This window comes from Photobacterium ganghwense (assembly GCF_017329545.1).
Lineage (GTDB): Bacteria > Pseudomonadota > Gammaproteobacteria > Enterobacterales > Vibrionaceae > Photobacterium > Photobacterium ganghwense.
The window spans coordinates 1,503,531-1,528,608 of the sequence record NZ_CP071326.1; the positions used below are offsets into that span (position 1 = coordinate 1,503,531).

General features: G+C 49.6%; 18 protein-coding genes. 10 read left to right on the forward strand and 8 right to left on the reverse strand.

Annotated features, from left to right (window positions below; translation table 11 throughout):
• Nucleotides 1–17: 17 nt before the first annotated feature.
• Both FH974_RS23000 and FH974_RS23005 read right to left on the reverse strand, forming a co-directional pair.
• A complete protein-coding gene (locus tag FH974_RS23000; RefSeq protein ID WP_207103790.1) occupies nt 18–1,490 on the reverse strand; it encodes a chlorohydrolase family protein in 1,473 nt (490 codons plus the stop codon).
• Nucleotides 1,487–2,683, reverse strand: a complete 1,197-nt coding sequence (locus FH974_RS23005; RefSeq protein WP_047886128.1) for an amidohydrolase — start codon at nt 2,681–2,683, stop codon at nt 1,487–1,489. The genes FH974_RS23000 and FH974_RS23005 overlap by 4 nt, the downstream gene beginning before the upstream one ends.
• A 369-nt stretch (nt 2,684–3,052) precedes the next feature.
• Here FH974_RS23005 and FH974_RS23010 point away from each other — a divergent pair, with 369 nt between their 5' ends.
• The 5 genes from FH974_RS23010 to FH974_RS23030 all read left to right on the forward strand — a co-directional run bounded on the left by FH974_RS23010 (nt 3,053) and on the right by FH974_RS23030 (nt 8,577).
• Complete coding sequence (locus FH974_RS23010; protein ID WP_047886129.1) at nt 3,053–4,627, forward strand: ABC transporter substrate-binding protein; 1,575 nt, start codon at nt 3,053–3,055, stop codon at nt 4,625–4,627.
• A 20-nt stretch (nt 4,628–4,647) separates the two neighbouring features.
• Complete coding sequence (locus FH974_RS23015; RefSeq protein WP_047886130.1) at nt 4,648–5,613, forward strand: ABC transporter permease; 966 nt, start codon at nt 4,648–4,650, stop codon at nt 5,611–5,613.
• 99 nt (nt 5,614–5,712) lie between these two features.
• Nucleotides 5,713–6,603 carry an ABC transporter permease gene (locus FH974_RS23020; RefSeq protein ID WP_047886387.1) on the forward strand — a complete coding sequence of 297 codons (891 nt, stop codon included), beginning with the start codon at nt 5,713–5,715 and terminating at the stop codon, nt 6,601–6,603.
• 5 nt (nt 6,604–6,608) lie between these two features.
• The gene (locus FH974_RS23025) at nt 6,609–7,595 is read left to right on the forward strand and encodes an ABC transporter ATP-binding protein (protein WP_047886131.1); all 987 of its coding nucleotides are present in this window, start codon (nt 6,609–6,611) and stop codon (nt 7,593–7,595) included.
• Nucleotide 7,596: 1 nt separating this feature from the next.
• Nucleotides 7,597–8,577: an ABC transporter ATP-binding protein gene (locus FH974_RS23030; protein ID WP_107193888.1), complete on the forward strand. Its 981-nt coding sequence runs from the start codon at nt 7,597–7,599 to the stop codon at nt 8,575–8,577.
• A gap of 169 nt (nt 8,578–8,746) precedes the next feature.
• Here FH974_RS23030 and FH974_RS23035 read toward each other — a convergent pair whose 3' ends face one another.
• From FH974_RS23035 to dsrO, 3 genes are read right to left on the reverse strand one after another with little or no spacing between them, the layout of a single operon-like run.
• The gene (locus FH974_RS23035) at nt 8,747–11,875 is read right to left on the reverse strand and encodes a tetrathionate reductase subunit A (protein WP_207103791.1); all 3,129 of its coding nucleotides are present in this window, start codon (nt 11,873–11,875) and stop codon (nt 8,747–8,749) included.
• A 12-nt stretch (nt 11,876–11,887) separates the two neighbouring features.
• Nucleotides 11,888–13,045, reverse strand: a complete 1,158-nt coding sequence (gene nrfD / locus FH974_RS23040; RefSeq protein ID WP_047886134.1) for an NrfD/PsrC family molybdoenzyme membrane anchor subunit — start codon at nt 13,043–13,045, stop codon at nt 11,888–11,890.
• Complete coding sequence (gene dsrO, locus FH974_RS23045; RefSeq protein ID WP_047886135.1) at nt 13,042–13,854, reverse strand: sulfate reduction electron transfer complex DsrMKJOP subunit DsrO; 813 nt, start codon at nt 13,852–13,854, stop codon at nt 13,042–13,044. Before dsrO ends, nrfD begins: the two co-directional genes overlap by 4 nt.
• 232 nt (nt 13,855–14,086) lie before the next feature.
• Here dsrO and FH974_RS23050 point away from each other — a divergent pair, with 232 nt between their 5' ends.
• Both FH974_RS23050 and FH974_RS23055 read left to right on the forward strand, forming a co-directional pair.
• The gene (locus tag FH974_RS23050; protein ID WP_084712624.1) at nt 14,087–16,258 is read left to right on the forward strand and encodes a sensor histidine kinase; all 2,172 of its coding nucleotides are present in this window, start codon (nt 14,087–14,089) and stop codon (nt 16,256–16,258) included.
• Nucleotides 16,255–16,857, forward strand: a complete 603-nt coding sequence (locus FH974_RS23055; RefSeq protein WP_207103792.1) for a response regulator transcription factor — start codon at nt 16,255–16,257, stop codon at nt 16,855–16,857. The genes FH974_RS23050 and FH974_RS23055 overlap by 4 nt, the downstream gene beginning before the upstream one ends.
• A 34-nt stretch (nt 16,858–16,891) precedes the next feature.
• On the opposite strand, the gene FH974_RS23060 is transcribed toward FH974_RS23055, so the two are convergent.
• A complete protein-coding gene (locus FH974_RS23060) occupies nt 16,892–17,194 on the reverse strand; it encodes a putative quinol monooxygenase (RefSeq protein WP_047886137.1) in 303 nt (100 codons plus the stop codon).
• Between the two features lie 126 nt (nt 17,195–17,320).
• On the opposite strand from FH974_RS23060, the gene FH974_RS23065 reads away from it, so the two are divergent.
• Complete coding sequence (locus tag FH974_RS23065) at nt 17,321–17,986, forward strand: LysR family transcriptional regulator (protein WP_207103793.1); 666 nt, start codon at nt 17,321–17,323, stop codon at nt 17,984–17,986.
• Between the two features lie 348 nt (nt 17,987–18,334).
• Here FH974_RS23065 and FH974_RS23070 read toward each other — a convergent pair whose 3' ends face one another.
• Nucleotides 18,335–18,982, reverse strand: a complete 648-nt coding sequence (locus tag FH974_RS23070; protein ID WP_047886138.1) for a glutathione S-transferase family protein — start codon at nt 18,980–18,982, stop codon at nt 18,335–18,337.
• A gap of 112 nt (nt 18,983–19,094) precedes the next feature.
• On the opposite strand from FH974_RS23070, the gene FH974_RS23075 reads away from it, so the two are divergent.
• Nucleotides 19,095–19,937 carry a LysR family transcriptional regulator gene (locus FH974_RS23075; protein WP_047886139.1) on the forward strand — a complete coding sequence of 281 codons (843 nt, stop codon included), beginning with the start codon at nt 19,095–19,097 and terminating at the stop codon, nt 19,935–19,937.
• A gap of 234 nt (nt 19,938–20,171) precedes the next feature.
• On the opposite strand, the gene FH974_RS23080 is transcribed toward FH974_RS23075, so the two are convergent.
• Nucleotides 20,172–21,371 (reverse strand): type III PLP-dependent enzyme, encoded by a 1,200-nt coding sequence (locus tag FH974_RS23080; RefSeq protein ID WP_047886140.1) that lies wholly within the window; start codon nt 21,369–21,371, stop codon nt 20,172–20,174.
• Between the two features lie 731 nt (nt 21,372–22,102).
• On the opposite strand from FH974_RS23080, the gene FH974_RS23085 reads away from it, so the two are divergent.
• Nucleotides 22,103–25,072, forward strand: coding sequence for an Ig-like domain-containing protein (locus tag FH974_RS23085; RefSeq protein ID WP_207103794.1), 2,970 nt, complete (start codon nt 22,103–22,105; stop codon nt 25,070–25,072).
• The last annotated feature ends 6 nt before the right edge of the window (nt 25,073–25,078 follow it).

A 25,078-nucleotide genomic window follows, 5' to 3' on the forward strand; every position in this document is an offset into this window, starting at 1 on the left:
AATGTCCATGATTGCTTTTATTGGCGGCGATGAACGGGCAGTGAAGGAGGAAAAATTTCATCCAATGACTGAGAGCCAAATGCCCGTTCCGGGTAGGTCGATTTAAAGTAATCAAACTGATGCTGAGCTTGCTGGTGCAGTAAGGCCATGTCCCATTCCTGATGGGTTAATTTGCCATCCCACACTCGGCGCACACCGTTGACTATGACTCCCTTAATATCTCGCCCATTCCCGTTGATCACCATGGTTGTGATTGGGTCAAAATTTTGACCAGTATATATGTTATTGAAGTCAAAGATAATCATGTCGGCGGCACTCCCTTCACAGAGCCGTCCCAGATCATCCCGCCCCAGCGCCTTCGCTCCGCCCAAGGTGGCCATATTGTAATAATCGAGGGCCGAAGCCTCAGTAATGTTGCTCTCATTAACCCGGCTGAGAATACAGCCAATGTGCATGTTCTGGATCATATCGACCGGGAAAGTGTCCGTTCCGAGCGATAAATTAATGCCGTGTTGCTTAAAGCGGGAAACACCTGAAAAGTATTTACCATGACGCCCTGCAACCAGCGGACAAATCACTGCACTGGCACCACTTTCACCAATCAGCGCCAGCTCATCATTGACCCTTGCGTCTGTCGGTGTCAGCCCCCCCAGAAATTGCAGGTGAGGCAATAAAAGATGCCTGCTGAGCAAGCCCGCTTCTGCCATATATTCAATGGATGATTTCCCCTGATGGAGACGATCAATCATTTTCAGTTCGAACTCGCCCTGACAGCTATGTAACCGCACCGGGCACTGTAAATCTCGCATGGCACGGGCCGTTTCCTGCAAAAGCGCAGGCGTACAGCCTTCAATTCTATCCGGCGCTAACACCCCCTCAATTGTCTCCGGGTAATCGGCACGCAGACGCTCGATATAGTGAATTGCCTGACGCAGGCCGGAGAGCCCCTTCGCTTCGTCAAACACCATGCTGACGCTTTCGTCCGGGTTGACCACCCCATAACCGGACATATACGCTGGGCCGAGAAAGGCACGGATGCCGGCCTCAACGGCAATATCCGCCGTACGCACAAACTCGTCATACGTCTCTGCCCATTCCCGGTACAAAATCGAAGTGATCGGCATTACGGTCGTAATGCCGTTGAGCAGCAACATGTTGAACGCGTACCGCTTATTAAAATCCAGCTGCGCATTACTGTAGGTTTCGCGCCGCTGCCAGGCAGACGAAGGCAAACGTCCCTTCTTCCAGCCGGGTTGGTGGTCAAAAGCCAGCACCGTGGAGTCAAGGTCGACAATGGCATCCAGATCGATAAACCCGGGGCCAATCAAGACATTGCCCAAATCGATAGAGTCATCCACGACGCCCGGATAGTCATGACCCACGAACAGAACTTTGCCGCCCTGCTCATAGACAATCTGAGCATCTTCGTAGAGACAATGGGCACCGTTCTGATAACCGACAATCCATTTCGCACTCAGCCGGGTGATCATAGTGCCCCTCCTACCCACTCGCCATTATTGACAACACAGCGTCCTTTTCTGAAGACGGTTCGCTGTGCTGGCTGGGAAACAATTGCTTCGACAAAGTTCTGACCTTTAACCAAGACAAAATCGGCATCAGCCCCTGGGCGCAGACCGTAATTTTCCAGACCCATTAATTGAGCACCACCCTCAGTGATGGCGTACAATGCCTGCTCCAGCTCCTTATCTTTTCGCCAGCGGTATTTCAGCCCCAGAAACATTGCCCGTTGTAATAAGTCGGCATTGCCATACGGGCTCCAGGTATCTCGAATGCCATCATTGCCCGCACTGATAATAACCCCATGCTCGCGCAGCAGCTCAAATGGCGGGACTGTTCGATTCGATGGTGCAGTGGTGGCAATACGAATATCGTTTTGCCCCAGCAACGCAGCAAGTTTTCGCTGATAACCGTCATCAACCTCGCCAAGGCAGAAAGCATGGCTGATCGTGACCATGCCCTGCATTCCCGTCGCCTGAACACGTTCTACCACCAGCTCCACAGAAAAGGCACCTAGCTCACCCGCTTCATGAAGGTGTAAGTCGATACCTTTGCCATGCTTCTGGGCTAACTCAAATAAACAATCAATATGGCGAACCGGATCGCGTTCAAAAGAGGAAGGATCAATCCCGCCTACCAAATCGCACCCCATCATCATGGCTTGGTCCATCACATCATAAGTGCCTGGTCGACCTAACATCCCGCTTTGAGGAAAGCACACGGTTTCTATCTCAACTAAACCACGCAGCTTTTTTTTGGTGGCCAGCACGCCTTCTACATGCCGGCACCCCATTTCCGTGTCCACGTCAATGTGGGTGCGGATATGGGTTGTTCCCAAACGCAGGTATTCTTTTGCAATGCGCTCCGACTGTTGCTGCGAGTCAAAGGGCGTTTCTGCTCTGAACCGCCGTTCATTTTCTACAATTGCCTGAAGATCTCGAGGAACATCGTTTTCATACCACTCCATTCCCCACAGCGTTTTATCAATATGTGCATGCCCGTCAATCAAGCCCGGCAGCATAACCAGCCCATCGGCATCCAGCACAGTGTCTGCTTCGACATTGATCAGTGATGCTATCTCAGCAATGCTGCCGTCTTTCACCAGCACATCACTTTTGTGCTTGGCCGTCCCTAGTTGTGCTTGTTTGAGTAGTAAAGTAGCCATCGAGATCCTTCCCTTCTTAATTGTTAACTTTTAATCATCATATTGCCAACAATCCTAGATAGTCAATCAAACAAAACAACAAAATAAAACGCATTGTTAACAATCAGGAAATCCATTGCATCTTAGAAGACATTAAACCAAAGAATACAAAAACAATATAAATCAATTAATTAAATAAAAACCAGATACCCAAAAAGAATCCGACATCTCTTATTGATATAAAAAATCATTATTTATTGTTGATTGTTACAGCATCCATTGCTAACAATATTATTACAAGCAAAAAACATTTCGTGTTGAGCTTGCTACAAAACATCCCGCTCAGAGGTAAGGGAACTCTCAGCTAACCAGCGCTATAAGGATATTGCGATGAAAAAAACGATGCTTACTCTTGGCCTTACTGCACTTTTCAGTCAGGCCGCAATGGCAGAAAATTCACTGGTCTGGACCCAGTCCATTGATATCCCGACCCTGGATCCCTACGCATTCGCGTCTACGTCAGCCTTAGCATTTCAAAACCACATCTATGAAGGGCTAGTGCAGTGGGATGACAACTTCAACATTGCCCCGGCACTGGCAACAGCCTGGACACAGGTGGATAACGAGACAATTCGCTTTACCCTGCGCAAGGGCGTCACGTTCCATAACGGCAACCCGTTTAATGCTGATGATGTCGTCGCGTCGATTGAACGCGTCACCCACCCTGATTCCGGGATCCGCGGGAATGCCTCATCTGTCGTCAGCGCCCGAAAACTTAGCGACTACGAAGTGGAAATCAAAACCACGCCTTCATCACCGATTGTGCTCAATGAACTCACCGGCGTGCTCATCATGGACAAAGAGTGGCTGACCGCCAATAACGCACTGATGCCAAGCAGCATGAGCCTCGGCACTGAGAGTTTCGCAACCAACAACGCCAATGGTACCGGGCCGTTCATTCTGGAAAGCCGTCGCCGCGATGCTCAGATGGTGTTGAAAGTGAACGAAAAATGGTGGAACAACGCTCAGAAGCAGCACAACATCGATAAGGTGGTGTTCAAACCCGTCTCTTCGGATGCCACCCGCCTGGCCGGATTAATGTCTGGCGAGTTCGATATCACCACCGATGTCCCTCTACAGGATCTTCCTCGGCTGGAAAAAGATCCGAAGCTGACCGTGAAAATTAAGCCGTCTTTGCGGGTGGATTACCTGAGTTTCAACATGGCAGATTCACTCAATGCAAAAAATGACTTTGACGCAAATCCACTGAAAGACATTCGCGTCAGACAGGCGTTGGTTCAGGCGGTTAATCGCGATGTGATCGTGAAGAAAATCATGCGAGATATGACAGAAGTCGCCAACACCTATGTCGCCCCCGGGATTGCCGGCTACGATGCCTCTTCTCAGCTTGAATTACCCTACGATCCGAACAAAGCGAAGCAACTATTAAAAGAAGCGGGATACCAGGATGGCTTCAATATTGCCTTCGATTGTGTTCAGGGGGCGTATATTAATGCTGAGCAATGGTGTCAGGCCGTGCAGCGCTATTGGGCAAAAGTGGGCATCAATGCCAGCCTGAACATGCACCCGCGCAGCACCTACTCCACCATCCGCGACCAGGGTAAAACGGACATTGCCGTGCTGGGATGGGCCAACCTTCCGTTAATTGATGCGTACAGTATCAACCAGCAACTCCTGCATTCAAAAGACAACGGCATCTATGGCGCTTTCAACATTCCGACTTACCGTAACGACGTAGTCGATACCTACATCGAGCAAGCCTCTACCGAGCTGGACAAAGACAAACGTGTAGCCCTGATGGCTGCGGCGCTGAAACAAGCACAAAACGATTTGCCTTATATGCCACTGCATTTTGAACCGGTTGCCTGGGTAACGTCGAAGAAACTGTCCATTACGCAGCAGTCGGACAACGTTGTTCGCCTGTGGAAAGCACAGATCCAATAATCTAGATAGGGTAATTGCTTATGATTGCTTTCCTGATCCAGCGTTTTTTACAGGCCTGCGGACTAATGATGTCCGTGGCACTGATTGCTTTCGTGATGTTCCAGTTTGTGGGCGATCCGGTAGACGGCATGCTGCCGGAAAACGCCACCCAGATTGAAAGGGACGAACTGAGAAACAAGCTGGGGCTAAATGACTCGGTGCTCACTCAGTACACCCGATTTGTCGGAAATATCGCCCAGGGTAACTTCGGGATTTCCTACTACAACCAGAGTGATGTGTTTTCACTGATTGCCGAGCGGCTGCCCGCCACACTGGAACTGGTGTTTGTCGCTGTGGTGATGTCACTGGCTATAGGTATCCCCTTGGGCGTGTGGGTCACTTTCTCGAAAAATCGCGTGATGACTTCGCTGGTGCAAACCTTATCACTGGTGGGTGTTTCATTACCCAGCTTTGTCGTTGGGATCCTGCTAATCATTGTCTTTTCTGTCTGGCTGGGCTGGTTCCCATCACATGGCCGCGGGGAAATTACCGAGATTGGCGGTTGGTCTACCGGACTTCTGACGGTCACCGGCTGGCAATCCATCATCCTGCCGGCAATGTCACTGGCTCTGTTTATGATAACCATGGTGATGCGCCTGCTGAAAAGTGAAATGCAGGAAACCCTCCGCGCCGATTACATCAAATTTGCCAAAGCCCGCGGCATTAAACAACGCAGCATCCGTTACAAGCATGTTCTGAAAAATTCTCTGCTGCCCGTCATTACTGTTGTCGGACTGCAGATTGGCGGTCTCATTGCCTTTGCCGTGGTGACAGAAACCATCTTTCAGTGGCCGGGAATGGGGCTGTTGTTTATCCAGGCGGTCAACTATGTCGACATTCCGGTGATCTCCGCCTATCTGGTTTTTATCTCGCTGATTTTTGTCACGATCAACACCGTTGTCGACATTATTTATCAGTTTGTTGACCCGCGAATGAGAGCGAAGTAAGGGAGCGTTATCATGGAAAAGATTCACTCTGGTACCGCGGCTGCAGAGCAACGCTCACCGCATTGGTTCAGCCGGTTCAAAACACAATGTCACACCTTTATGGACAGTGATTTTGTGTACAGCTTCACCCAATCCAAACTCACGATGTTTGCCGCCGCATTGCTGTTAGTGCTACTGCTGGCCGGGAGCTTTGCGACACAATTGTCACCTTACAATCCGTTTGATACGACAGCGTTTGATCTGCTGGATTCTGAGCTGCCGCCAGCCTGGGAAAGCGAAGGCGATCCGCGCTTCACTCTGGGCACGGATATTCAGGGGCGTGATGTGTTATCCCTGATCCTTTATGGGCTGAGAGTGTCCCTGATTGTGGGTGTGATCAGCGTCTTTTGTTCCATGCTGCTGGGCGTCAGCCTGGGGGTTATCAGTGGTTACGTCGGCGGAAAAACCGATGCCCTCATTATGCGGGTAGCCGATGCCATGCTGAGCTTTCCGACCATTATGTTTGCCCTGCTGGTCAGTGGTGCGGCACGCGGTATTTTTCCTCAGGACATGCATGGCGACATTGCGGTTTATATCATTATTTTCTCCATCACTCTGACGGGCTGGATGCAATACGCCCGTACCGTTCGGGGTTCAACCCTGCTCGAAGGCAACAAAGAGTATGTACAGGCTGCGAAAGTGATGGGCAGCAGCACCGCCCGCATCATGTTTCAGCACATCCTGCCGAATGTGGTCAGCCCGGTTCTGGTTATTGCGACACTGCATCTGGCACTTGCGGTCCTGACCGAAGCCACATTGTCATTTCTTGGGGTTGGTATGCCGCCGAACCAGCCTTCTCTGGGCACATTGATCAATGAGGGCAATCAATATCTCTTCTCCGGCCAATGGTGGGTTGTCGCGTTTCCTTCCCTCACTCTGGTGCTGATTGCCTTGTCCGTAAACTTAGTCGGCGACTGGTTGCGCGATGCACTAAACCCAAAATTGAGGTAAGCGTTATGGAAGACAGACAAACCATTTTATCGATCCGGAATTTAAGTATCGAGTTTGTGCACCGAAAAGGAAATTTGCAGGCCATTCGCGATGTGTCCTTTGATATGTACCAGGGGGAAATTTTAGGGGTAGTCGGCGAGTCCGGTGCCGGTAAATCGCTTACCGGTTCGGCGATTACCGGTCTTCTGGAGCACCCAGGCCGGATTAAATCCGGCTCTATCCATGCCAACGGGCGACGCATTGATAACCTTGATGAAGAAGCCCGCCGTCAGATGCGGGGAAAAGAAATCGCCGCGATTTTTCAGGATCCGCTCACCAGCCTGAATCCGGTGCTGACCATTGGCGAGCAGCTGATAGAAACGATACAGACTCACCTTCCGCTGAGTGAAAACGAAGCCAGAGAAAAAGCCGTCAACCTGATGAAAGAAGTTGGTATTCCTGCTGCCGAGCAGCGGATTGACCAATACCCGCATCAGTTTTCCGGAGGGATGCGTCAACGGATCGTTATTGCCCTTGCCTTATGCGTCGATCCTCAAATCATCATTGCCGATGAGCCGACCACCGCGCTGGATGTTTCGGTTCAGTCGCAAGTACTGCAACTGCTCAAACGTCTGTGTAAGCAACACGGTGCGACTGTCATGCTGGTCACCCATGACATGGGCGTGATCGCGGAAGTGTGCGATCGAGTGGCGGTAATGTATGCCGGAAAACTGGTTGAGTTAGGTTCAGTACGGGATGTGTTAAAACGGCCTCAGCATCCCTACACCATCGGGTTGATGAATTCTATTCCTCGAATTGGTGAGAAAAAACGCTGGCTGGAACAGATTCCCGGCGCAATGCCACGTTTGAATGCCTTACCTGACGGATGCAAGTTCCATCCGCGTTGTACGCATTGTCAGGCTGGATGCCTGTCCAGTGAGCCTGAGTTAAACCTCACTGGCGCGTCGGCTGTTGCCTGCCTGTTTCCACAAAACCAGCATGAGGCCGCATGATATGAGAAATGCTTTGATTGAAGTACAAGATCTGCAAATCAAATTCGATATTTCAGCGCCTCTTCTTACTCGCCTGTTGCAGAAGAAAAAGAAAACATACGTACACGCGGTGCGCGGCATTGATTTCGAAATCAACCCGGGCGAAACCTTCAGTCTGGTGGGTGAGTCCGGCTGTGGTAAATCCACCGTCGCACGGTTATTGTCGGGGTTGTATGAGCCATCCGGCGGCCGGATCCACTTCAAGGGCCATGACATGGCAAAAGTGGACAAACGGACAATGAAGGAGCTGAGAAAAAGCTTTCAAATGATCTTTCAGGACCCGTTCGCCAGCTTGAATCCTCGCTGGAAAGTTGAACGCATTATTGGCGAGCCCTTAGAGCTGTTTGGGCTCTTACCGGACAAGCAGGAACGCAAACAACGGGTTGGCGAACTGCTGCGCCAGGTGGGGCTGAGCGAAAATGACATGACTAAGTTTCCACATGAATTTTCAGGTGGCCAGCGCCAGCGGATCTCCATTGCACGCGCTTTGGCGAGTGAACCAGAGTTTTTGATCTGCGACGAGCCGACTTCCGCTCTCGACGTGTCTGTCCAGGCTCAAGTCCTGAACATCATGAAAGAGTTACAGGAAAAACTGGGGCTGACCTATTTATTCATCAGCCACGACATGTCGGTTGTCTCCCATTTTTCTGACCGTGTTGGGATCATGTATCTGGGACAGCTGGTTGAGGTCGGCAACGTCGACGAGATTTTCGAGCAGCCCAAACATCCGTATACCAAGATGCTGATGGATGCGATCCCGTCGATGGATGAAATCAACAAAGAGCGAACACCTGTCACTGGTGAAGTGCCCAACCCGTTAAATCCGCCGTCAGGGTGCGCATTCCACCCGCGCTGCCCGAATGCCACTGCGCAGTGTTCTCAGGAAGCGCCGGTGCTGGTCAAAAACACCAGCGGGCATGCCGTGTCCTGCTTTAATGTTTAATCTATAGCTGGATATAGCAAAATATAGCGGACGCGTCGTGAAACAATAAAAGCACTGAAGCAAACCACTTCAGTGCTTTTTTCTGCCCTATGACCGCATTCGAACTTTATAGCCATCGCTTTATGGCAGCAATTTTATGGCATCGGCTTTCTGACCGCCGACTAAAGCGTCAAGCTCTGCGGATTCGTGCCGGCAGCGCTTGTCGGGCGGCTGCACCAACCACCCAGTCAAGCAAGACACCCGGCCCTTCTCGGGTGGGATCGATCAACCCTATATCGTTGATATTCACGCCGTCCGCACTTTTCATTTTCACCGGTTGCTGCTTATCCCCGATCCAGTGCGCCCGTTGGCCCAGCTCGGTATGACCAAAACCATGCTCAAACCCCAGCGTTCCCCGGCCAATCCCATCCACTACCATCGCTAACGCTGTCGTGCTGGCTCCCGGTGTTTCAATCACGAAGGTATCTCCGGTCTGAATACCGGCCTGCTCAGCATCTGTCGGATGCAGGTAAACCGGATTAACACCTTTGATTGAATTCAGGCGTGGCGACAGGTTTGACACCGCACTGTGAATGTTCGATTTAAAGTTCGTCAGCCTGAACGGCCATTCAGAGGTCGGGTATTGCGCCTCCATTGGCGTGCCGTCGCTGAGCTTTTGCGGATACCAGGCCGGGCAACCACTATAGAACTCTCCAGTGAGGGTATTACGCGATGTACCGACTTTTTCGTTCCAGATCGCAACCGGATTCTGCCATTTGTGCTTCATGAGTGATTCATTGTAGGCTTGATCGGCATTTTCAAATCGCCCACCGCGTGACAGCACAAAGGCCACTTTTTTCAGCTCCTCCGGTTTGAGCGTGTTCTGCATTGCCGGCAGCAGGCGCTGCAGCCCTGACCAGAGCACATCTTCCGCGCTGACATCCGGCACCCCGCCCTTCACATACGCCAGATTGGCCGCGGAGCGCAAATAAAAATCTTCCGCATTGTGAATGTCATGCCACTCACCCCGTGCATCCACAATCGCCTTGTCACCAAACCCACCCAAAGCCATTTTTTTCGCCACATCAATGATGAAGTTTTCCAGATTGATAGGGCGGCCATCTGGTGTTTTGTCCGTTTTCGCATCAACAATCGGCCAGCGGGCCGTGACGGCTTTGGTCGGTACACCATGCCAAGGCACAGTCATCCCCCAGCTTTCGTAAGTCACCGTATCCGGCACGATGTAATCCGATAATGCAGTGGTTTCATTAATAAACGCATCGACAGAAACAATCAGGCCAAGCTGCTGCGGATCTTTGAGCTTCGCCTCCAGCAAGGTTTTCAAACCGGGCACCCCATAAATCGGGTTCGCCATATGGTTGATCCACGCCTTGGCTCGATACGGATACCCGTCGATAGCCGCCGATAAATGTTCGGTCAGCAACGGCGCTGAGATCGGGTACCAGGGCGCACGCGTGGGATAAGGGGACTCCCCTGCCGCGACCCGACGCTTGTACTCGCTGGTTTTGTGATACGGAAATTTACTGCGGGACAAAAACACCCCTTTAGGCGCGACTTTGCCGTCAAAGTGGGTGAAATCATAACGCGGCCCCGCCGCGGAAGTCGGATAGCCACCGGCTTTGGCCATCGCCCCGCCTTTGCAATTAATGTTACCGATCAGCGCGTTGAGCATGACGATGGTGAAGGCATTGTAAAACCCGTTGGTGTGCATGTTCCCGCCATGAGTATCGACGACGGCCTTCGTGCCATGACTGGTGAACCGTTCTGCCAGCTCGATAATTTGTGCTTTGGGAATGCCACATTGCTCACTATAAAAATCCAGATCGTATTTAAATGCCTCTTCTTTTAAACGCTGCAACGACGACTTCACCCGGACTTCGCCCTTGGTTGTCATGACTGTCTGATCGACAAACAGTGCCGCTTCTCCGTGTTGGGTATGAGCAGACAACGCACCAGAGTGTGCATCAACCACCACAAACGGATCGGCCTCCGAACGAGGCTCGCCGTCAAACGGTAGGCTCAGCGCGGGCGAAATCTTCAGGTCAGGCAACGTAGCCAGATCAGATACGCGCAGGAAATTGCCATGCCGAGGATGAGACTCATCGCTGATCACCAGGTGAGTTGCATTACACCAATGTGCGGTACCGGCCCGCTGCATGGCATTTTCCCCCGGCTGCGCCAGAAACTGATGGTTGTATCGGTTGTTGGCAATGATCCACTGCATCATCCCCAGCACCAGCGCCGAATCCGTGCCGGGTTTGATCGGAATCCAGTGGTTATTGTCCTCGGCCGCCAAACTCGATGATCCGGCAGGCAAGCTTGGCGTGATCACCGTGTATTCGAACTTACCGCTGGTGCGCGCCTGCGTCAGCTGACGTGCCTGCCGTTTGAACGGGTTCCCGGCCTGCGCCGGGGACATGCCAATAAACATCACATATTCCGCATGCTCCAAATCCGGTTTCAGGTGGGAAAACTTGTCGAGATCGTTCATAAACGCCCCTGAACCAGCGCGAAAGGCGTAGCCACAGTACGAGCCATGATGACCAAAATTTCGGGTGCCATAGCTGTTAAACGCAAAACGTTTCAGGATATCGTCACGTCCTTCGTTGCTGGCATTGGTCACCAGCAACTGGTTCGCCTTAGGACCGTATTCCGGGTTATCCGCATCCACTGGCGTGTCGAGGTCGCGAATGGCCCGCAGGCCGTCTACGTGCCCTTCCCCAAATAAATCCCCACCCTCAACAATTTCAGTGATCAACTGCTCGTAGCTGATCGGCACCCATTTTCCCTCGCCCCGTTTCCCGGCACGTTTCAGCGGCTGAGTGATCCGATAAGGACTGTTGCGGATTTCGATCATCCCGTTACCCCGGGCGCAGGCAGTAGAACGGCCTTCCAGCCCGGCTTCTCCTGCCAGTCCGAGATAGGCGTCTTTAACCGGTGTCTCAAACGGAATCTGCTGATGATGCGAAAGCGGGTGATACGGGTTCCCACCAATACGCAAAATCTCATCCGTGTGGTTATCGATCCTGACCCGCAACCCACATAGCGTCCAGCAGCCAAAACACATTGACGGTGCCACTCGCTGGTTAGGGTTCGCGATCAGATTGCCTTCTTTCGTGGTGTGGTATTCCGGCTCCAGTGAGTTACCGTGATGGTCATGATGGGTTTTCTGCCCTGCCGTACCTTCAATCGCCCCTTCCACCATGTGTTTGGCCGTGGTTGCGTAACCGGCAGCAAAAGTGCCTAGCCCACCGACCGCCAGGCCCGATTTCAATAACTGACGACGTTTGTTATCCATAATCACATCCTCTTACTTCTGATCCGGGGAGACGGACACGGGTTGACGTGGCTGAAGCAATTCAGAAGCCAGTAAAGCCAGGGCCAGCCACAGCCCGAACATACCGGCAATCCCCAACAGGCCATTCCCGTCCAGCGGTAAATGGTAGGGATAAGGGCCCACATCGGCTTTTGGGATCGTCTGCACCTGCATCATGGTTACCCAGCGGGTGAACCACCCGGCCAGCAAACACACCACAGCGACCAGCCATAGACGGCTTTTTCCTGGAAAACGACGGGGTTGTCGACACCCTTCCATTACCTGACTTGTTGCCGAGCTTGTTGCTGAAGCACCTGTTCGTAACACACCCAGCGCCAGAATCACACAAGCAAACAATGCGGCAGCCAGCACAATCAGGCTGGTGAGCCAGTGCGGGTCTGAATAGAGCGAAAAGGCGGGATTGTTCGATGCCCAAATAGGCACCAGTAACAACGCCAGCAGGCCACTTAGCATCATTGTCTGGCGGTAAAGACGCAGATCTGTACGGGTCAGTTCATCTCGTCCGGCGGAGGGAAACAGCAGCCAGATAATCAGCGAAAAACCGACCGCCCCCAAAAATGCCGTCACAAACCACAGTACCGGTGACGCCGGTTGGTGCCATAACGGCCGACTGGTCACCACGGCAATTTCAGCGCCGGTATACAAGGCAATAGACACCCCTGACAACACTGTACCGCCAGCACTGAACAGCATGACTGAGCGGGAAGTCTGCCACTGTCCCAAAGCTAACTTGCCACACTGAGCCAGAACCTTATTCGAGTTGCGTTGAAGGGCGATCAAATCCGGTCGCAGATATAGCCAGGTGGTGACAATGGCCAGTCCGGTAAACAGTGGAAGTAGTACCGCTCCCAACGACATCCACGACCAAGGGGTAAAATGGGGGTAGAAATGCCAGGCTCGCCCCGGCTGGTGCAAATCGCCGGTTAACGCAAGGGGACCAACAATCGCCCCGATAGCCATCGTCAGTGCCAGTGCGGCGCGCAGACGGTGACTGGTATGATTCTCAAAGGCCAGTGCAATCAAAAACATGATGGCGGCAGCATACGCCGAGCCGATATAGAAAAAATACTGCACCGCCCACGGCAACCAGGCAATGGCCTGTGGTGGCACCAAGATTTCGGTGATATTCATACCTGATCTCCTTGTGCTTGTTCTTGCGCTGCGTGTTCTTTCGCAGGCGCATTGTCATAAACCCGAGGCTCATAAATCGCCGCCCTGCCATGGATGTGACTGGTAAAGCGCTCATTCATCCCGAGATAGAACACATGCGGCTTGGTGTTTTCTTCTGGCTTGAGCACCTTAAGATCATCTTTATGGGAAGAAAGCAGGCGGCTGACGGTACTGTTGGGGTCGTTCATATCTCCGATGATCCGTGCACCACCTACACACGTTTCCACACAGGCGGGTAACAGCCCTTTTTCCAGACGATGAGCACAGAACGTGCATTTGTCCGCAGTCAGGGTCTCTTCATTGATAAAACGGGCATCGTAAGGGCAAGCCTGAACACAATACGCACAGGCTACACAGCGCTGGTTATCGACCATCACAATGCCGTCCTCTCGCTGAAACGTGGCCTGCACCGGACACACCGCGACACAAGGGGGATTGTCACAATGGTTGCAAAGACGAGGCAGCATGAACGACTTCACGTTTTGGGTGATGGTAGAGCCATCATCCAGCGTCACCTCATACTGTTTGACTGTGGTCCGGAACTGGCCAATGGGTGCCTGATTTTCAATACTGCACGCCACCGTACAAGCCTGACAGCCGACACATTTACGTAGATCAACCACCATTGCGTAGCGTTTCCCGACCATGCCTTTACGATCGGGCTGGTTGTTATTGCGAATAACAGTGGTGGCCGCCGAGGCCCCAGAGACCGGTATCAGTGCCGCCCCCGCAGTCAGAGCACTGAGAAAGCGTCGTTTGGTGGAATCCATACATCACCTGCCTGAAAATACGTAGAGAGTTCAGGGGTATTGTCGGCCTTCCATCACTGGGCTGATATTGTGGTTTTCCACATACCCGAAGCAAAGTTGATCCAAAACAAATGAGGTTTTCACGGTACTGCTGGTATCCTAACGCCAAGCCCAAAACATCCCGAAAAAGTGGGATGCAATAACAGGTTACCTGTTTAAAAAGCGATTGCAGCTCAAGATCATGGAGTGATGGATGACAGTCTGGAGGGCAAATGGTTTCTCTGCCAAAAGCCCGCATCAACAACCGGCTACGCGCTTTTCAGCCAGGCACATTCTTGCTTCGCTGTCGTTTGTGTCGGTCTTTTTATTCAGTTCTTTCTGTTCGCTTTTAGCCGTTGCGGATACCTCCGATGTTTCTGCCATTAGCTCATCAAAGCCAGAATATGAGTCAACAGCTGAGTTAAAGCGGATAATCGAAGTCGGCGTGCTGGCAATTCGCGGACACCTCTACGCCGAGCAGCGCTGGCAACCAACACTCGACTGGCTGGAATCGCAGATTCCTGACACCCGGTTTGTGCTACGCCCTCTGGATCTGCCGCAAATGGCTGCGGCCGTTGAAAGCCAGCACATCGACCTGGTACTGACCAACCCGGGACAAGCCGTCCGACTGGGCCGACAATATGCCCTGTCGTGGCTGGCGACCTTATCCAGCACGGCACCGGTGAGCCAGAACCACGGTATCGGCTCTACACTGGTGGTACGCAATGACTCCCCCTATCAACGTTGGGAAGACATTGCAGGTCACCCTGTTGCGGCCGTTGCTGAGAATGCTTTTGGCGGGTATCTGACCCTGCGTTACCAAATCACTCTGTCTGGCGGTAATCCGGATGAGTTCTTTGCCGACGTACATTTCCTTGGATTTCCCATTGATGCCAACCTTTACCAGCTTCGTGATCACACGGTCGAGGCCGCAGTGGTACCTGCTTGCCTGCTGGAAAACATGGTAAAAGAAGGGTTACTTGAGCCTGATGCTTTTCGGGTGATCAACAATCGCGCGCCCGATGGCTTCCCCTGCGAGGTTTCAACGGCACTTTACCCCAACTGGTCTTTTGCCAAAACAGAGCGCACTTCTGCCAGTCTGGCAAAACAAGTTTCCCGTGCTCTCTTGGCGATGCCTGCAGACAGCCACGCGGCGATTGCGGCCGGCGCTTCCGGGTGGACGTCCCCCGTCAGCCTGCTGGCTATCGACAAGCTCTATCAAGAGCTGGATATTCACCCACTTCAGCAGCCCTGGTGGCAGGAAGCCCTGCGCTGGCTAAAAGCACATCAGGAATGGGGATGGGGGCTGATCATGTTGATCGTGTTCCTGAACGCCTACCATTTCTGGCTGGAATACCGCTTCAGCCGCAGTCAGAAGTCGCTGGAAGCCGCCCAGCTTCGTCTGAAAGAAAAAAGTGATCTGCTGGAACATGCCCAGCGGGTCGCGATTGTCGGCGAGTTGGGTAGCAGTTTGGCCCACGAGATCAACCAGCCGCTGGCCGCTATTCGCAATTACAGCGAAGGGGGAATGCTGAGGCTGCAAAAACACAAGCCACATGAAGAAATTATTCCGGTGATGGAGAAAATTCAGGAGCAGGTAGATCGCGCCGATGCCATCATTCGCCGCCTGCGTACGTTGATCCAAAAACGCAGCGTCGATAAAACGTCCTGTGATATGGAATCGCTGATCCACGACACGGTTGCCCTGCTGGCATTCCGGTTGAAAAAACAAGGGGTGACCGTGTCACGCACCTGTCAGGGTGCTCCACACGCGCTGCTCATCGATGCGGTAGGCATTCAGCAGGTGCTGGTTAACCTACTCAACAATGCGATGGATGCCTGTGAAGAAGCGACGACAGAAACAATGATGACAAGCGATACCGTCACCTATACAAACATTAACACCAATATTGAACCATATATCGATGCAGTCATTGATAAGAAAAATGACACGAAAAAAGGCACAAATAACGGCGCAGTGCTTTCTGTCATCACTGAGGGCGTCCAATCAGGCGATGCTCTGTATTACAGAGCCCAAATCGAAGTATGCACTAACTATATGCCTACCGCACTACGCATTCAAATCATCGACAACGGCACAGGGTTACGGGCAGGAAGTCAAGAGAACATTAGTCGCGCCTTTAACAGCAGCAAGCCAGACGGACTGGGGCTGGGACTGGCTATTTGTCGTGACATTATTGAAGCACACGGTGGCGAACTGACACTGGCTAACCGCGAGCATCAAGCCCCCTCGACGTTTCAAGCAGAAAGGGCACCTCAAACAGATCAGGCGCCTCAAGGCTGTATCGCCACGATCACCCTACCCTATGACGGAATTGCTATGGCTGCCACCCATTCCACCTCACAAACAAGGAGTGTTTCATGACCACAACATCCTCCGTTTTGCCCGTGTACGTTGTCGATGACGATAAGTCAGTTCGGGATTCGCTGGCTTTCATGCTGGAAGAACACGAGTTCAAGGTCACGACCTTCAAAGACGGTCAGGCATTTCTGGATCGCGTTAACCTCGCTCTGCCAGGCTGCGTGATCCTCGACAGCCGCATGCCTAAGCTCAAAGGCCAGCAGGTCCACCAGCTGCTACGTGAGAAAAACAGCCCTTTGGCGGTGATCTACCTGACCGGTCACGGTGATGTGCCAATGGCCGTAGATGCCATGCAGGCTGGCGCGATTCACTTTTTCCAGAAACCGGTCAAAGGCAGTGAACTGGCACAGGCAATACGGCACGGCTTTAACGTTTCGCAAACCAGTCAGGATATGACCGACGCAAAATCGGCCTATCATTCCCTGACTGAACGCGAAAAAGATATCCTGCGGCTGATCATTGAGGGCAAGCGCAATCAGCGAATTGCCGATGAACTGTGTATTGCGGTCAGAACCGTGGAAGTCCATCGCGCCAGTTTGCTGAAAAAGTTCTCCGCCAAAACCGTCGCCGAGCTGGCTTACCTCTATGGCCAATTAGTGTGAATCTGCACGGTGAGATGGAAACATGAAGAGAGAGTTAGATCGTCACGTGCCGACAACCTTCGGAGTCAATAAACAGCACGTCAAAGATGCCGCCGACAACACAAGCTCTCAGTTGAGGGACATACTCTTTGACGTGTTCTGCTGCCAAGTGCTGGTTTAGGTGCGCTTGATCAAGCCAGCGCTCAATCGTGACAAACTGTTCACCGTCTATATAAGACTCATACTGTAAACAACCGGGTTCATCAGGTGCGTATTCATATTGCAAAATAGCCGCAACACGCCGAATGTCACCCATTTTTTCTTCAATAACTCGCGCTTTTACGATTGCTGTAATCATCTCGCCACCTTAATTAATTTATATAAAAACAACTCATTACGTAGCGACAATAACAACACGGGACACCTGTCATGAAAATCGAAAAAAAGATATAGTCGGTATTCCAGACCGGAATAGGCTGACACAATGAAACCTCAACTCCCCTCCACCTCAGCACTGCAAACTTTTGTCGTTGTGGCACAAAGCCTCAATATTTCGGCGGCGTCTAAAACATTGTTTCTCACGCAAGGAGCCGTCAGCAAACAGATCAAAAATCTGGAAACACAGCTCGATAAACCGTTATTTCACAGGGAGGCGCGTGGGCTTAGGCTTACGGCGGCAGGACATGAACTGTTACCCATCGCACAAGAGGTAATTAAAACGCTCACGGCATTCGTGGAACCTCCATCAACGACCATCAACCACATCAACCTGTGCGCGCCGGGGTGTACTACGTCCTGGGTTCTGTCAAAAATTGGTACGTTTAATACCGAACATGCTGATATCTGCGTGAATCTGACGTCTAGCTATCAACATGACGACAGTAAAAGCTTAGATGACTTTGACGCCAAAATTGTTTTCGGCAAAGCGTTATCATCAGAACTCTATGACTATCAATGTCTATTTGAAGAGTGCCTGATTCCGGTCGTAAGTCCCGTGTATTTAGCCGCCATGTCCAAACCGTCTCCGGCTCCCCGTGTATTCCTGCACGCCCACAGTAAAAAGGATGACTGGGCGCGTTGGCAGAAAAAATATGGTGATGGCATAACCGGCGCAAATACCTACTTCTCGACATTAGAACAAGTCACGTAGGCCGCGTTGAAAGGATTCGGGATTGGGTTATGCGATTGTCGGCTGATACAAGAGGAGCTGGAAAGCCAGCGCTTAGTGATTTATTCACCCGAGACACTTCTCACGGGCAACGAGTATTATCTGATGACGGAGAAAGTCACCTCCCAGCCAGACAAGAATCAAGCAATCCAGCAGCTGTGGAACATTTTAAAGACTCCTTCAGCGAACCAATGACGCTTCATGCCATCACCACAGCCGAAACCCCAACCACAACGACAACCGCATCAATGGCAGGCCATAAAGATGAACGGCTCATCACTGAGCCGTTCGCGGTAATACCAGTTGAAGCCTTATACTGGCCCTCTGGTTTTATACCGGCTCGCCGGCTTCATCCTCAACGACAATATCCGTCTCCAGGCTGGCTTCCGCTAACCAGCGCTGTATCGCCTGACTGTTGAGTACCCTTTGCTGATACGCTTTGGCCTGAGCAGACAACGGAATACCGTACGTTTGCATGCGCAATGCAACAGGGGCATACATCGCATCTGCGATAGACCACTCACCAAACAGCCAACCATCAGGATAGAGCGCCATTTGCTCTGACCAGATCGCATCAATGCGAGCGATGTCATTGAGTGCCTCTTGGCTCAGTTCAACTTTTCGGCTTGCCCGGCAGTTCATCGGTAATTCATTACGCAGACTGAAAAAGCCTGAATGCATTTCTGCTGAAACAGCACGCGCCTTGGCTCTGTCTTTGGGTGAACGTGGCCAGGCTTTGCCCTCCAGGTAGGCTTCATTAACGTATTCCAAAATGGCGAGTGAATCCCATACCACCACCTCAACGTCGATCAAGGCAGGGACTTTAGCGGTTGGCGTAACCTCGGCCAGTGATTGATAAAACCCCTCACTGAACAGTTTGAGCTTCACCACCTCTACGTTTAGATCATTCTGTGCAAAAATAAGCCAGGCACGTAACGACCAGGTTGAGTAATTTTGGTTTCCAATAAAAAGTTGCATCTGAGCTCCCTGCGTGTTGTCTGAGTGTTTGCAGAGTAAGGGATTGTTTTCATAAGCACTAACGGATAGTTTTAATAGCACATATTAATAAAAACGATGGATTGCCGCCTGAATGGACATTGATGCACTAAGAAGCTTTCTTGCTTTTGTTGAAACCGGCAGTTTTACTCGCGCAGCGAAGCAGATTCACCGCACCCAATCTGCATTCAGTGCACAAATGCGAAAACTGGAAGATGAGCTGAGCGTCAGCCTGTTTGTGAAAGAAGGCCGAAACCTCGTCTTAAGCGAAGCGGGTTTGGCGCTACGTACCCATGCCGAGCAGTTAGTCGCATTGCACAATAAAACCCTCAAGCAAGTAAAACGCTACGAGAACAAACGCTCGCTTCGGCTCGGTTGTCCGGAAGACTACAACGATATTATCCTGCCTAAAGTGATTCGTGTGCTTAAGCAAGCCGAACCCACCTGCTCTATTCAGGTTTACAGCCAGCCGAGTGTGACGCTGAGAGAATGGCTCGATGAAGGCAAAATCGACGCCGCGATTCTCACACGAGCACCCGGTAGCGAAGAAGGCCATTGGCTGATGCACGATCAGGGGGTCTGGATTGCAAGCAAAGAGTATGCATTGGATGACTCCCAGCCTGTGCCTCTGGCCTTGTTCCAGACAGACTGTAAGTATCACGCCGCCGCAATCGACGGCTTAACCAAGCGGGGCACGTCCTATTTGTTGCTTGCCTGCTGCAACACCGCATCCGCCCAACGGGCGATTGTCAGGGAAGGACTGGCCATTGGAGCCATGGGCAGGCTCAGCGTCACTGACGATTTGCGCATTCTCGACAACATGCCCCCTCTTCCTGCGGTGGACATTGCGCTGGTATCCGGCGTCTATCCCCATCCTTTGCTGGATAAAGAGTCTCTGGAAAGAATGACTTTAGACTTATCGTCATCTGTTATCTGAAAACAACATCGGAATTTAGCGCATGAAGGCAGTACATAAATGCTATGCTTAAACGCTGTGCATAAAGGCCGGGACAAGTTCAGCATGAAAACGGGTCAGCTAAGCGCAAAATCAATCACCAATAAAAAAGCCCTCACCAAGGTGAGAGCTTCTCTGGATTCGTTAGCCGATTAATCAGTCACAGCTCTGTAATCAGGCTGAGCAATAATCCGTTGCAATCAGTTATTGATTGACTCAGCCAATCATACGTTCGCTGTTCTCAGCATGCTCGTTCAGCAGTACTGTCTGCGCTCGTTTGAAGAAATTAAAATCGGTTGCTGTCGCACTGGTGTAAGCCCCCATCATACGACCAACCACCAAATCACCATTATCCAGTTTCGGCAGCATGATATTTTCAGCAATCACATCAATGCTGTCGCAGGTTGGTCCGGCCAGCACGCTTGGTACATACTCGCCTTCCTGTTTCAGCACCACCAGCGGGTACTGAGCATCATCAAACATCAGTCCGCTGAACGAGCCGTAAATACCGTCATCCAGGTAGTACCACATCTGACCTTCACGCTCGGCCTGTCCCATAACGGACGCCACACTGGTGACAGACTGCGCCACAATAAAACGTCCTGGTTCAGCCAGCACCTGAACAGTCTCAGGCAACTCGTTCAGCGCTTCGTTGATTGGCACGCAGAACTGATCAATAGGCATCACCTGCTTAGAGTAAGAAACAGGGAAACCGCCACCGATATCCAGCGTACTCAGTGCTGGCAGACCACGTGCAACCACTTGCTCCATCACCGTTTTACAGGTGCGAATGGCTTCAACATATTTTTGTGGATTCGTGGTTTGTGACCCGACATGGAATGACAGGCCTTTAATGCGAATATTCCATTCTTTCGCCATTTCGATAATGGTCAGCGCCTGTTCTGGTGAACAGCCAAACTTTTTCGACAAATCAGCAAACGATTCTGAGTTACGGAAGCTCAGGCGTACCAACAACTCAACGTCATTTTGATACGCTTTGAACTTCGCCAGTTCATTAAGGTTATCGACAACAAACACATTGCAGCCATAAGCCAGCGCATCACGAATATCAGCATCACGCTTAATAGGATGTGTGTGAATTGTGCGTTCGGCAGGTACACCTTCCTGCGCGACCAACTCAACTTCACCACTGGTTGCCAAATCAAAGCTTGCGCCTTCATCCAATAGCGTCCTGACTACTGCCGGATGCGGCAGAGGTTTTAACGCAAAGTGAAGAGTCACTCCCGGCAACGCATTGTGCAGCGCACGGTACTGCTGGCGAATCACGTCGCAATCAAGCAGAAGTAACGGTGCACCAAATTGCTCTACCGACGATGTAATTAATTGTGTTTCGTCAGCAGAAAGCGCCTGAGAAGAAAAAGATTGGAAATCCAGAACAGAATGAGCGTGAGCCATTGCAAGTCTCCAGTACATAAGCACTTTTCATTTACATAGTGATGAAAAGTGGAGCGTCAAAAAAAGCGCAGTTGCGCAGTCAAAGTCACTCTTGGATAGTTGCTCTATCGCCTTGCCACAAAACGTGATGTGATGTACTCGGATTGGCTATCATCAAGAAGCAGCGCGATAGTAAGGTCATAAAGTTACTGGTGCAATAAAAAATTAGGGCAATGAAATCAAATTTTTTTTGTTGTGAAGATTGGGTAATTTGATGGTAGTAGATGAAACATTGAGAACGTTCTAAGAATTTTTTTGCCTTGTTGAGCTAAAAACACTTTTCATAAATTAAATTTATTTGATTTTTTCAATTTAATTTCATACACACCAAAACATTAAAAACAATAATACTAAAAATAATAATAAATCCCAATATCACCTTAAATTACAATTTTAATTATAACTAAAATCATCATTAAAGATATTGTTATGATTATAGGAAACTCGTAATTATTCAGTCATATATTGCACCTATCATTTTATCGTTAAAGTGATTCATATATGTGAGAGACGTACACTTTTTTATCCATAGCTCTTTGACACATGCACATAACAAAATATAACCTAGCCATCGATGAATAAATTTCAATGCAGTAAACGGTGGTTATTATTAATTTACTAAGTAATGCTTTTTTAAGTTAAGAAATTTACGTGGACTTAAAAAGTATTTTATCTAAATTTTGAGGAAAAAAATGCGCATATTAGGAAGTATGGCAGTTTTGACTGCTTTTACGCTATTTGGTTGTGGTGGCGGAAACAGTGATGATCCAGAAACTAAATTAGGAAGCCGAACTCTAGTTAAGTCATCAATTATCCCTGCTTCTGAGCAATGTACCAGTGGCGGACTAGAAATAGTAATGGGAACAGACTTAAATGGCAATGGCTCTCTTGAACCAAATGAAATTACTGGTTACCAAACCATCTGTAATGGAAGCATTGGAAATGCGTCATTAATTGATATTAAATCAATTCCTTCTGGTGCTCACTGCGCTAACGGTGGCAGTGAGTTTACAATTGGAATGGATGTTAATGGCGATAGCAAACTCTCAGAAAGTGAGATTATAGAAACATCATTTATGTGTAACAGCAGTGGCCACAATGGAAATGATGACTACATTTTCTTAGTACGTATCCGTGGCGAAGGTCCCGGCGAAAGCTGTGATTTTGGCGGTAGTGTAGTATTAGTTGGTTCGGATAACAATCGCAATGGTGTACTGGACAATGATGAAGTGATAACCCAGCATTATACCTGTTATAACCAATCACCAGGAGAGAACGTTCCACCAACTGTTCCTGCATTAACTATACATAATACTGCCATCAATACTTCATTAACCAGTGTACTTTCTGCCTCAGATATTGAAAATGATCGTATAACCTATGCAGTAACTCAAAACCCTACCAATGGACAGATTATTACATTCAACTCACTCACTGGTGAATTCACTTACCAACCTAACAATGATTATTCTGGGGTTGATACCTTCTACTATGTTGCTGATGATGGTAAAAATCAGTCTACGGAAGGTGAAATTCGATTTAACATTTCAGATATAGCCCCTCCTAAAGGCCATTTTCTTATCAATACAAATAATATTCAATTTATAGATTACCCAGACGGTATTACCTCCCGCACTTTTTCTATTAGCGGAAAAAATATTGAAGCCAATATTGTTGCTGACCTTGCTTCACCAGCTGCGATTAGTGCACTCAACCTCAAGGCATTAGCGGATAAGGAAGATGGCGCCATTGCTCCTTCAGTAAGCTTAAATGTTGCTCAATTACCAAAAGCAAAAGGAACAACGACAATCGAAGTGACATTGGTTGATGGCTCTGATGTGGTTCGTTCAATCGGTGAACGTCAAGTAACATTCTCTTATGTGTACGATTGGATTTCTGATGGTACAACCTTAGAAATCAATCCAACCCAAAATGGTACCGCTACAGCCACCTACTACACAAAAGACGGAGAGTTAGCCGTAAGACTGAAGCTTGAAAACGATTCATCAATATTCAGTGTAGATGCAAATAATTCACTGTTATTTAATGTTGCTTCGCTTTTCGATGATGAGCAATTAGGTGTAGCTTTGAGCAATACAGGTATGAGGAATGGTTATTACTCATACAAAGTGAACTTTTCAAACTTCCCAGCAGTAGACTCCTATGGTGAAAACTTCACCTCTTTTAGTGGTGGTTTTAATGTCACTGATAAGCCAGTGCCATTAACTCAAAATGTCAATAAAACTCTATTGGTAAGGCAGGGGCAGCTAATTCAACAGTCAGTGAAATTAACTGGATATGGCGGTACCGGCCCTCTCGTATTTTCAAAAGTTAATCCAGCTATTACTGGAACTGCAACATTAACCGATCCCAATGAAGGAATGGTAGTTTATGCTCCATTAAGCCCTGACCTTTTGGTTGATGATGCCTTTAGTTATAAAGTTAATGACAGTTTCCTCGATTCAAATGTTTCTAAGGTTAGACTAAACATTACTGATGACACCGCAACAGAAACTGCATCACTTAAAGCAATTTATAACACTAAGACATCTTTGCTGGAATTAACCTGGCTAGACAAATGGCAGAACGAAATAGGATTTAAAGTTGAAAAGTATAGGGAAAGCTGTGACTGCTGGGAAACAGCTGAACTTTTAGCTTACTCACCAGAAAGCGGGTTACCATTGTCATGGAAACGAAATGTCAGTGAACGCACCTACTACCGAGTGTTTGCAATGCTACCTGATGGCGACGCGCTGCTTAAACCAGGAGTTGTAGTTGCAAATGCTGACTATCATCCAACTGTAGTTTACGACCAGTCATCCCCTGTTGTGGGATTACTGAATGCAACGATTAGTGATCCATCCACATTAATATCAAACATCACATGGTATGTTGACTTATCACATAAATGCACTGGGACAGAGCCATCTTGTCGGATAGACACAACACGAATGGCCGATGGAATCCATTCAGTAATAGTTCGGGCCATGCTGCAACAATCATCTTATATTGATGTTGAATCCAGCTTTTCAAGTAACAACCCAGCTCAGATTGTTAGCCCAAAAATCAGCCAACATATCCATACTGGATCTAGTAGCACAACTACGCCGGATATCGGAGATTATGAAATCCAAGTATCGGCTTCTGATGATACAGGGATCAGTTACCTAGAGTTGCAAATGGACGACATGGCTCCAATTCGACTCACTGCACCTAACTCAACATGGTATCGTTCACAAAACTACTGCAAAGTTTACCCTAATAATTGTAAAGACAAGAACGCATATACTTGGCCATTAAACAATCTGCTGCCTGGTTCCCACTTCTATACAATTCTTGCTGAGTCTAACAGAGGGGAGAAAAGAGAGATCCACTCAAAACTAAATGTGCCAATATCTATTGATCTATTGTCTCCATCAAACAGCGACGTTAAAGGCAATACACTTCGTGTTCTCGGGAACATAGGCACAACCAATAATCCAGTTAGAATCACTGTCACACTAGGAAGTATTAATGTGTTAGACACTACTGGTAAGAGCTTTGATACGAACATTGACATGCAAAATATCGCCGAAGGAACTTATTCATTAAGAATAACTGTTAAAGATGTTGTTGGTGGTGCATCAGCAACACTAACCAAAACTCTACACTATAGGAAATAGCCAGTT

What these genes read in the sequence shown, in the direction of transcription:
- FH974_RS23060 (WP_047886137.1), bottom strand. Translation starts at nt 17,194, where the DNA reads ATGATTACAGCAATCGTAAAAGCGCGAGTTATTGAAGAAAAAATGGGT.
- FH974_RS23030 (WP_107193888.1), top strand. Translation starts at nt 7,597, where the DNA reads ATGAGAAATGCTTTGATTGAAGTACAAGATCTGCAAATCAAATTCGAT.
- FH974_RS23015 (WP_047886130.1), top strand. Translation starts at nt 4,648, where the DNA reads ATGATTGCTTTCCTGATCCAGCGTTTTTTACAGGCCTGCGGACTAATG.
- FH974_RS23020 (WP_047886387.1), top strand. Translation starts at nt 5,713, where the DNA reads ATGGACAGTGATTTTGTGTACAGCTTCACCCAATCCAAACTCACGATG.
- FH974_RS23035 (WP_207103791.1), bottom strand. Translation starts at nt 11,875, where the DNA reads ATGGATAACAAACGTCGTCAGTTATTGAAATCGGGCCTGGCGGTCGGT.
- FH974_RS23055 (WP_207103792.1), top strand. Translation starts at nt 16,255, where the DNA reads ATGACCACAACATCCTCCGTTTTGCCCGTGTACGTTGTCGATGACGAT.
- FH974_RS23075 (WP_047886139.1), top strand. Translation starts at nt 19,095, where the DNA reads ATGGACATTGATGCACTAAGAAGCTTTCTTGCTTTTGTTGAAACCGGC.
- FH974_RS23000 (WP_207103790.1), bottom strand. Translation starts at nt 1,490, where the DNA reads ATGATCACCCGGCTGAGTGCGAAATGGATTGTCGGTTATCAGAACGGT.
- nrfD (WP_047886134.1), bottom strand. Translation starts at nt 13,045, where the DNA reads ATGAATATCACCGAAATCTTGGTGCCACCACAGGCCATTGCCTGGTTG.
- FH974_RS23050 (WP_084712624.1), top strand. Translation starts at nt 14,087, where the DNA reads ATGACAGTCTGGAGGGCAAATGGTTTCTCTGCCAAAAGCCCGCATCAA.
- FH974_RS23005 (WP_047886128.1), bottom strand. Translation starts at nt 2,683, where the DNA reads ATGGCTACTTTACTACTCAAACAAGCACAACTAGGGACGGCCAAGCAC.
- FH974_RS23065 (WP_207103793.1), top strand. Translation starts at nt 17,321, where the DNA reads ATGAAACCTCAACTCCCCTCCACCTCAGCACTGCAAACTTTTGTCGTT.
- FH974_RS23085 (WP_207103794.1), top strand. Translation starts at nt 22,103, where the DNA reads ATGCGCATATTAGGAAGTATGGCAGTTTTGACTGCTTTTACGCTATTT.
- FH974_RS23025 (WP_047886131.1), top strand. Translation starts at nt 6,609, where the DNA reads ATGGAAGACAGACAAACCATTTTATCGATCCGGAATTTAAGTATCGAG.
- dsrO (WP_047886135.1), bottom strand. Translation starts at nt 13,854, where the DNA reads ATGGATTCCACCAAACGACGCTTTCTCAGTGCTCTGACTGCGGGGGCG.
- FH974_RS23010 (WP_047886129.1), top strand. Translation starts at nt 3,053, where the DNA reads ATGAAAAAAACGATGCTTACTCTTGGCCTTACTGCACTTTTCAGTCAG.
- FH974_RS23070 (WP_047886138.1), bottom strand. Translation starts at nt 18,982, where the DNA reads ATGCAACTTTTTATTGGAAACCAAAATTACTCAACCTGGTCGTTACGT.
- FH974_RS23080 (WP_047886140.1), bottom strand. Translation starts at nt 21,371, where the DNA reads ATGGCTCACGCTCATTCTGTTCTGGATTTCCAATCTTTTTCTTCTCAG.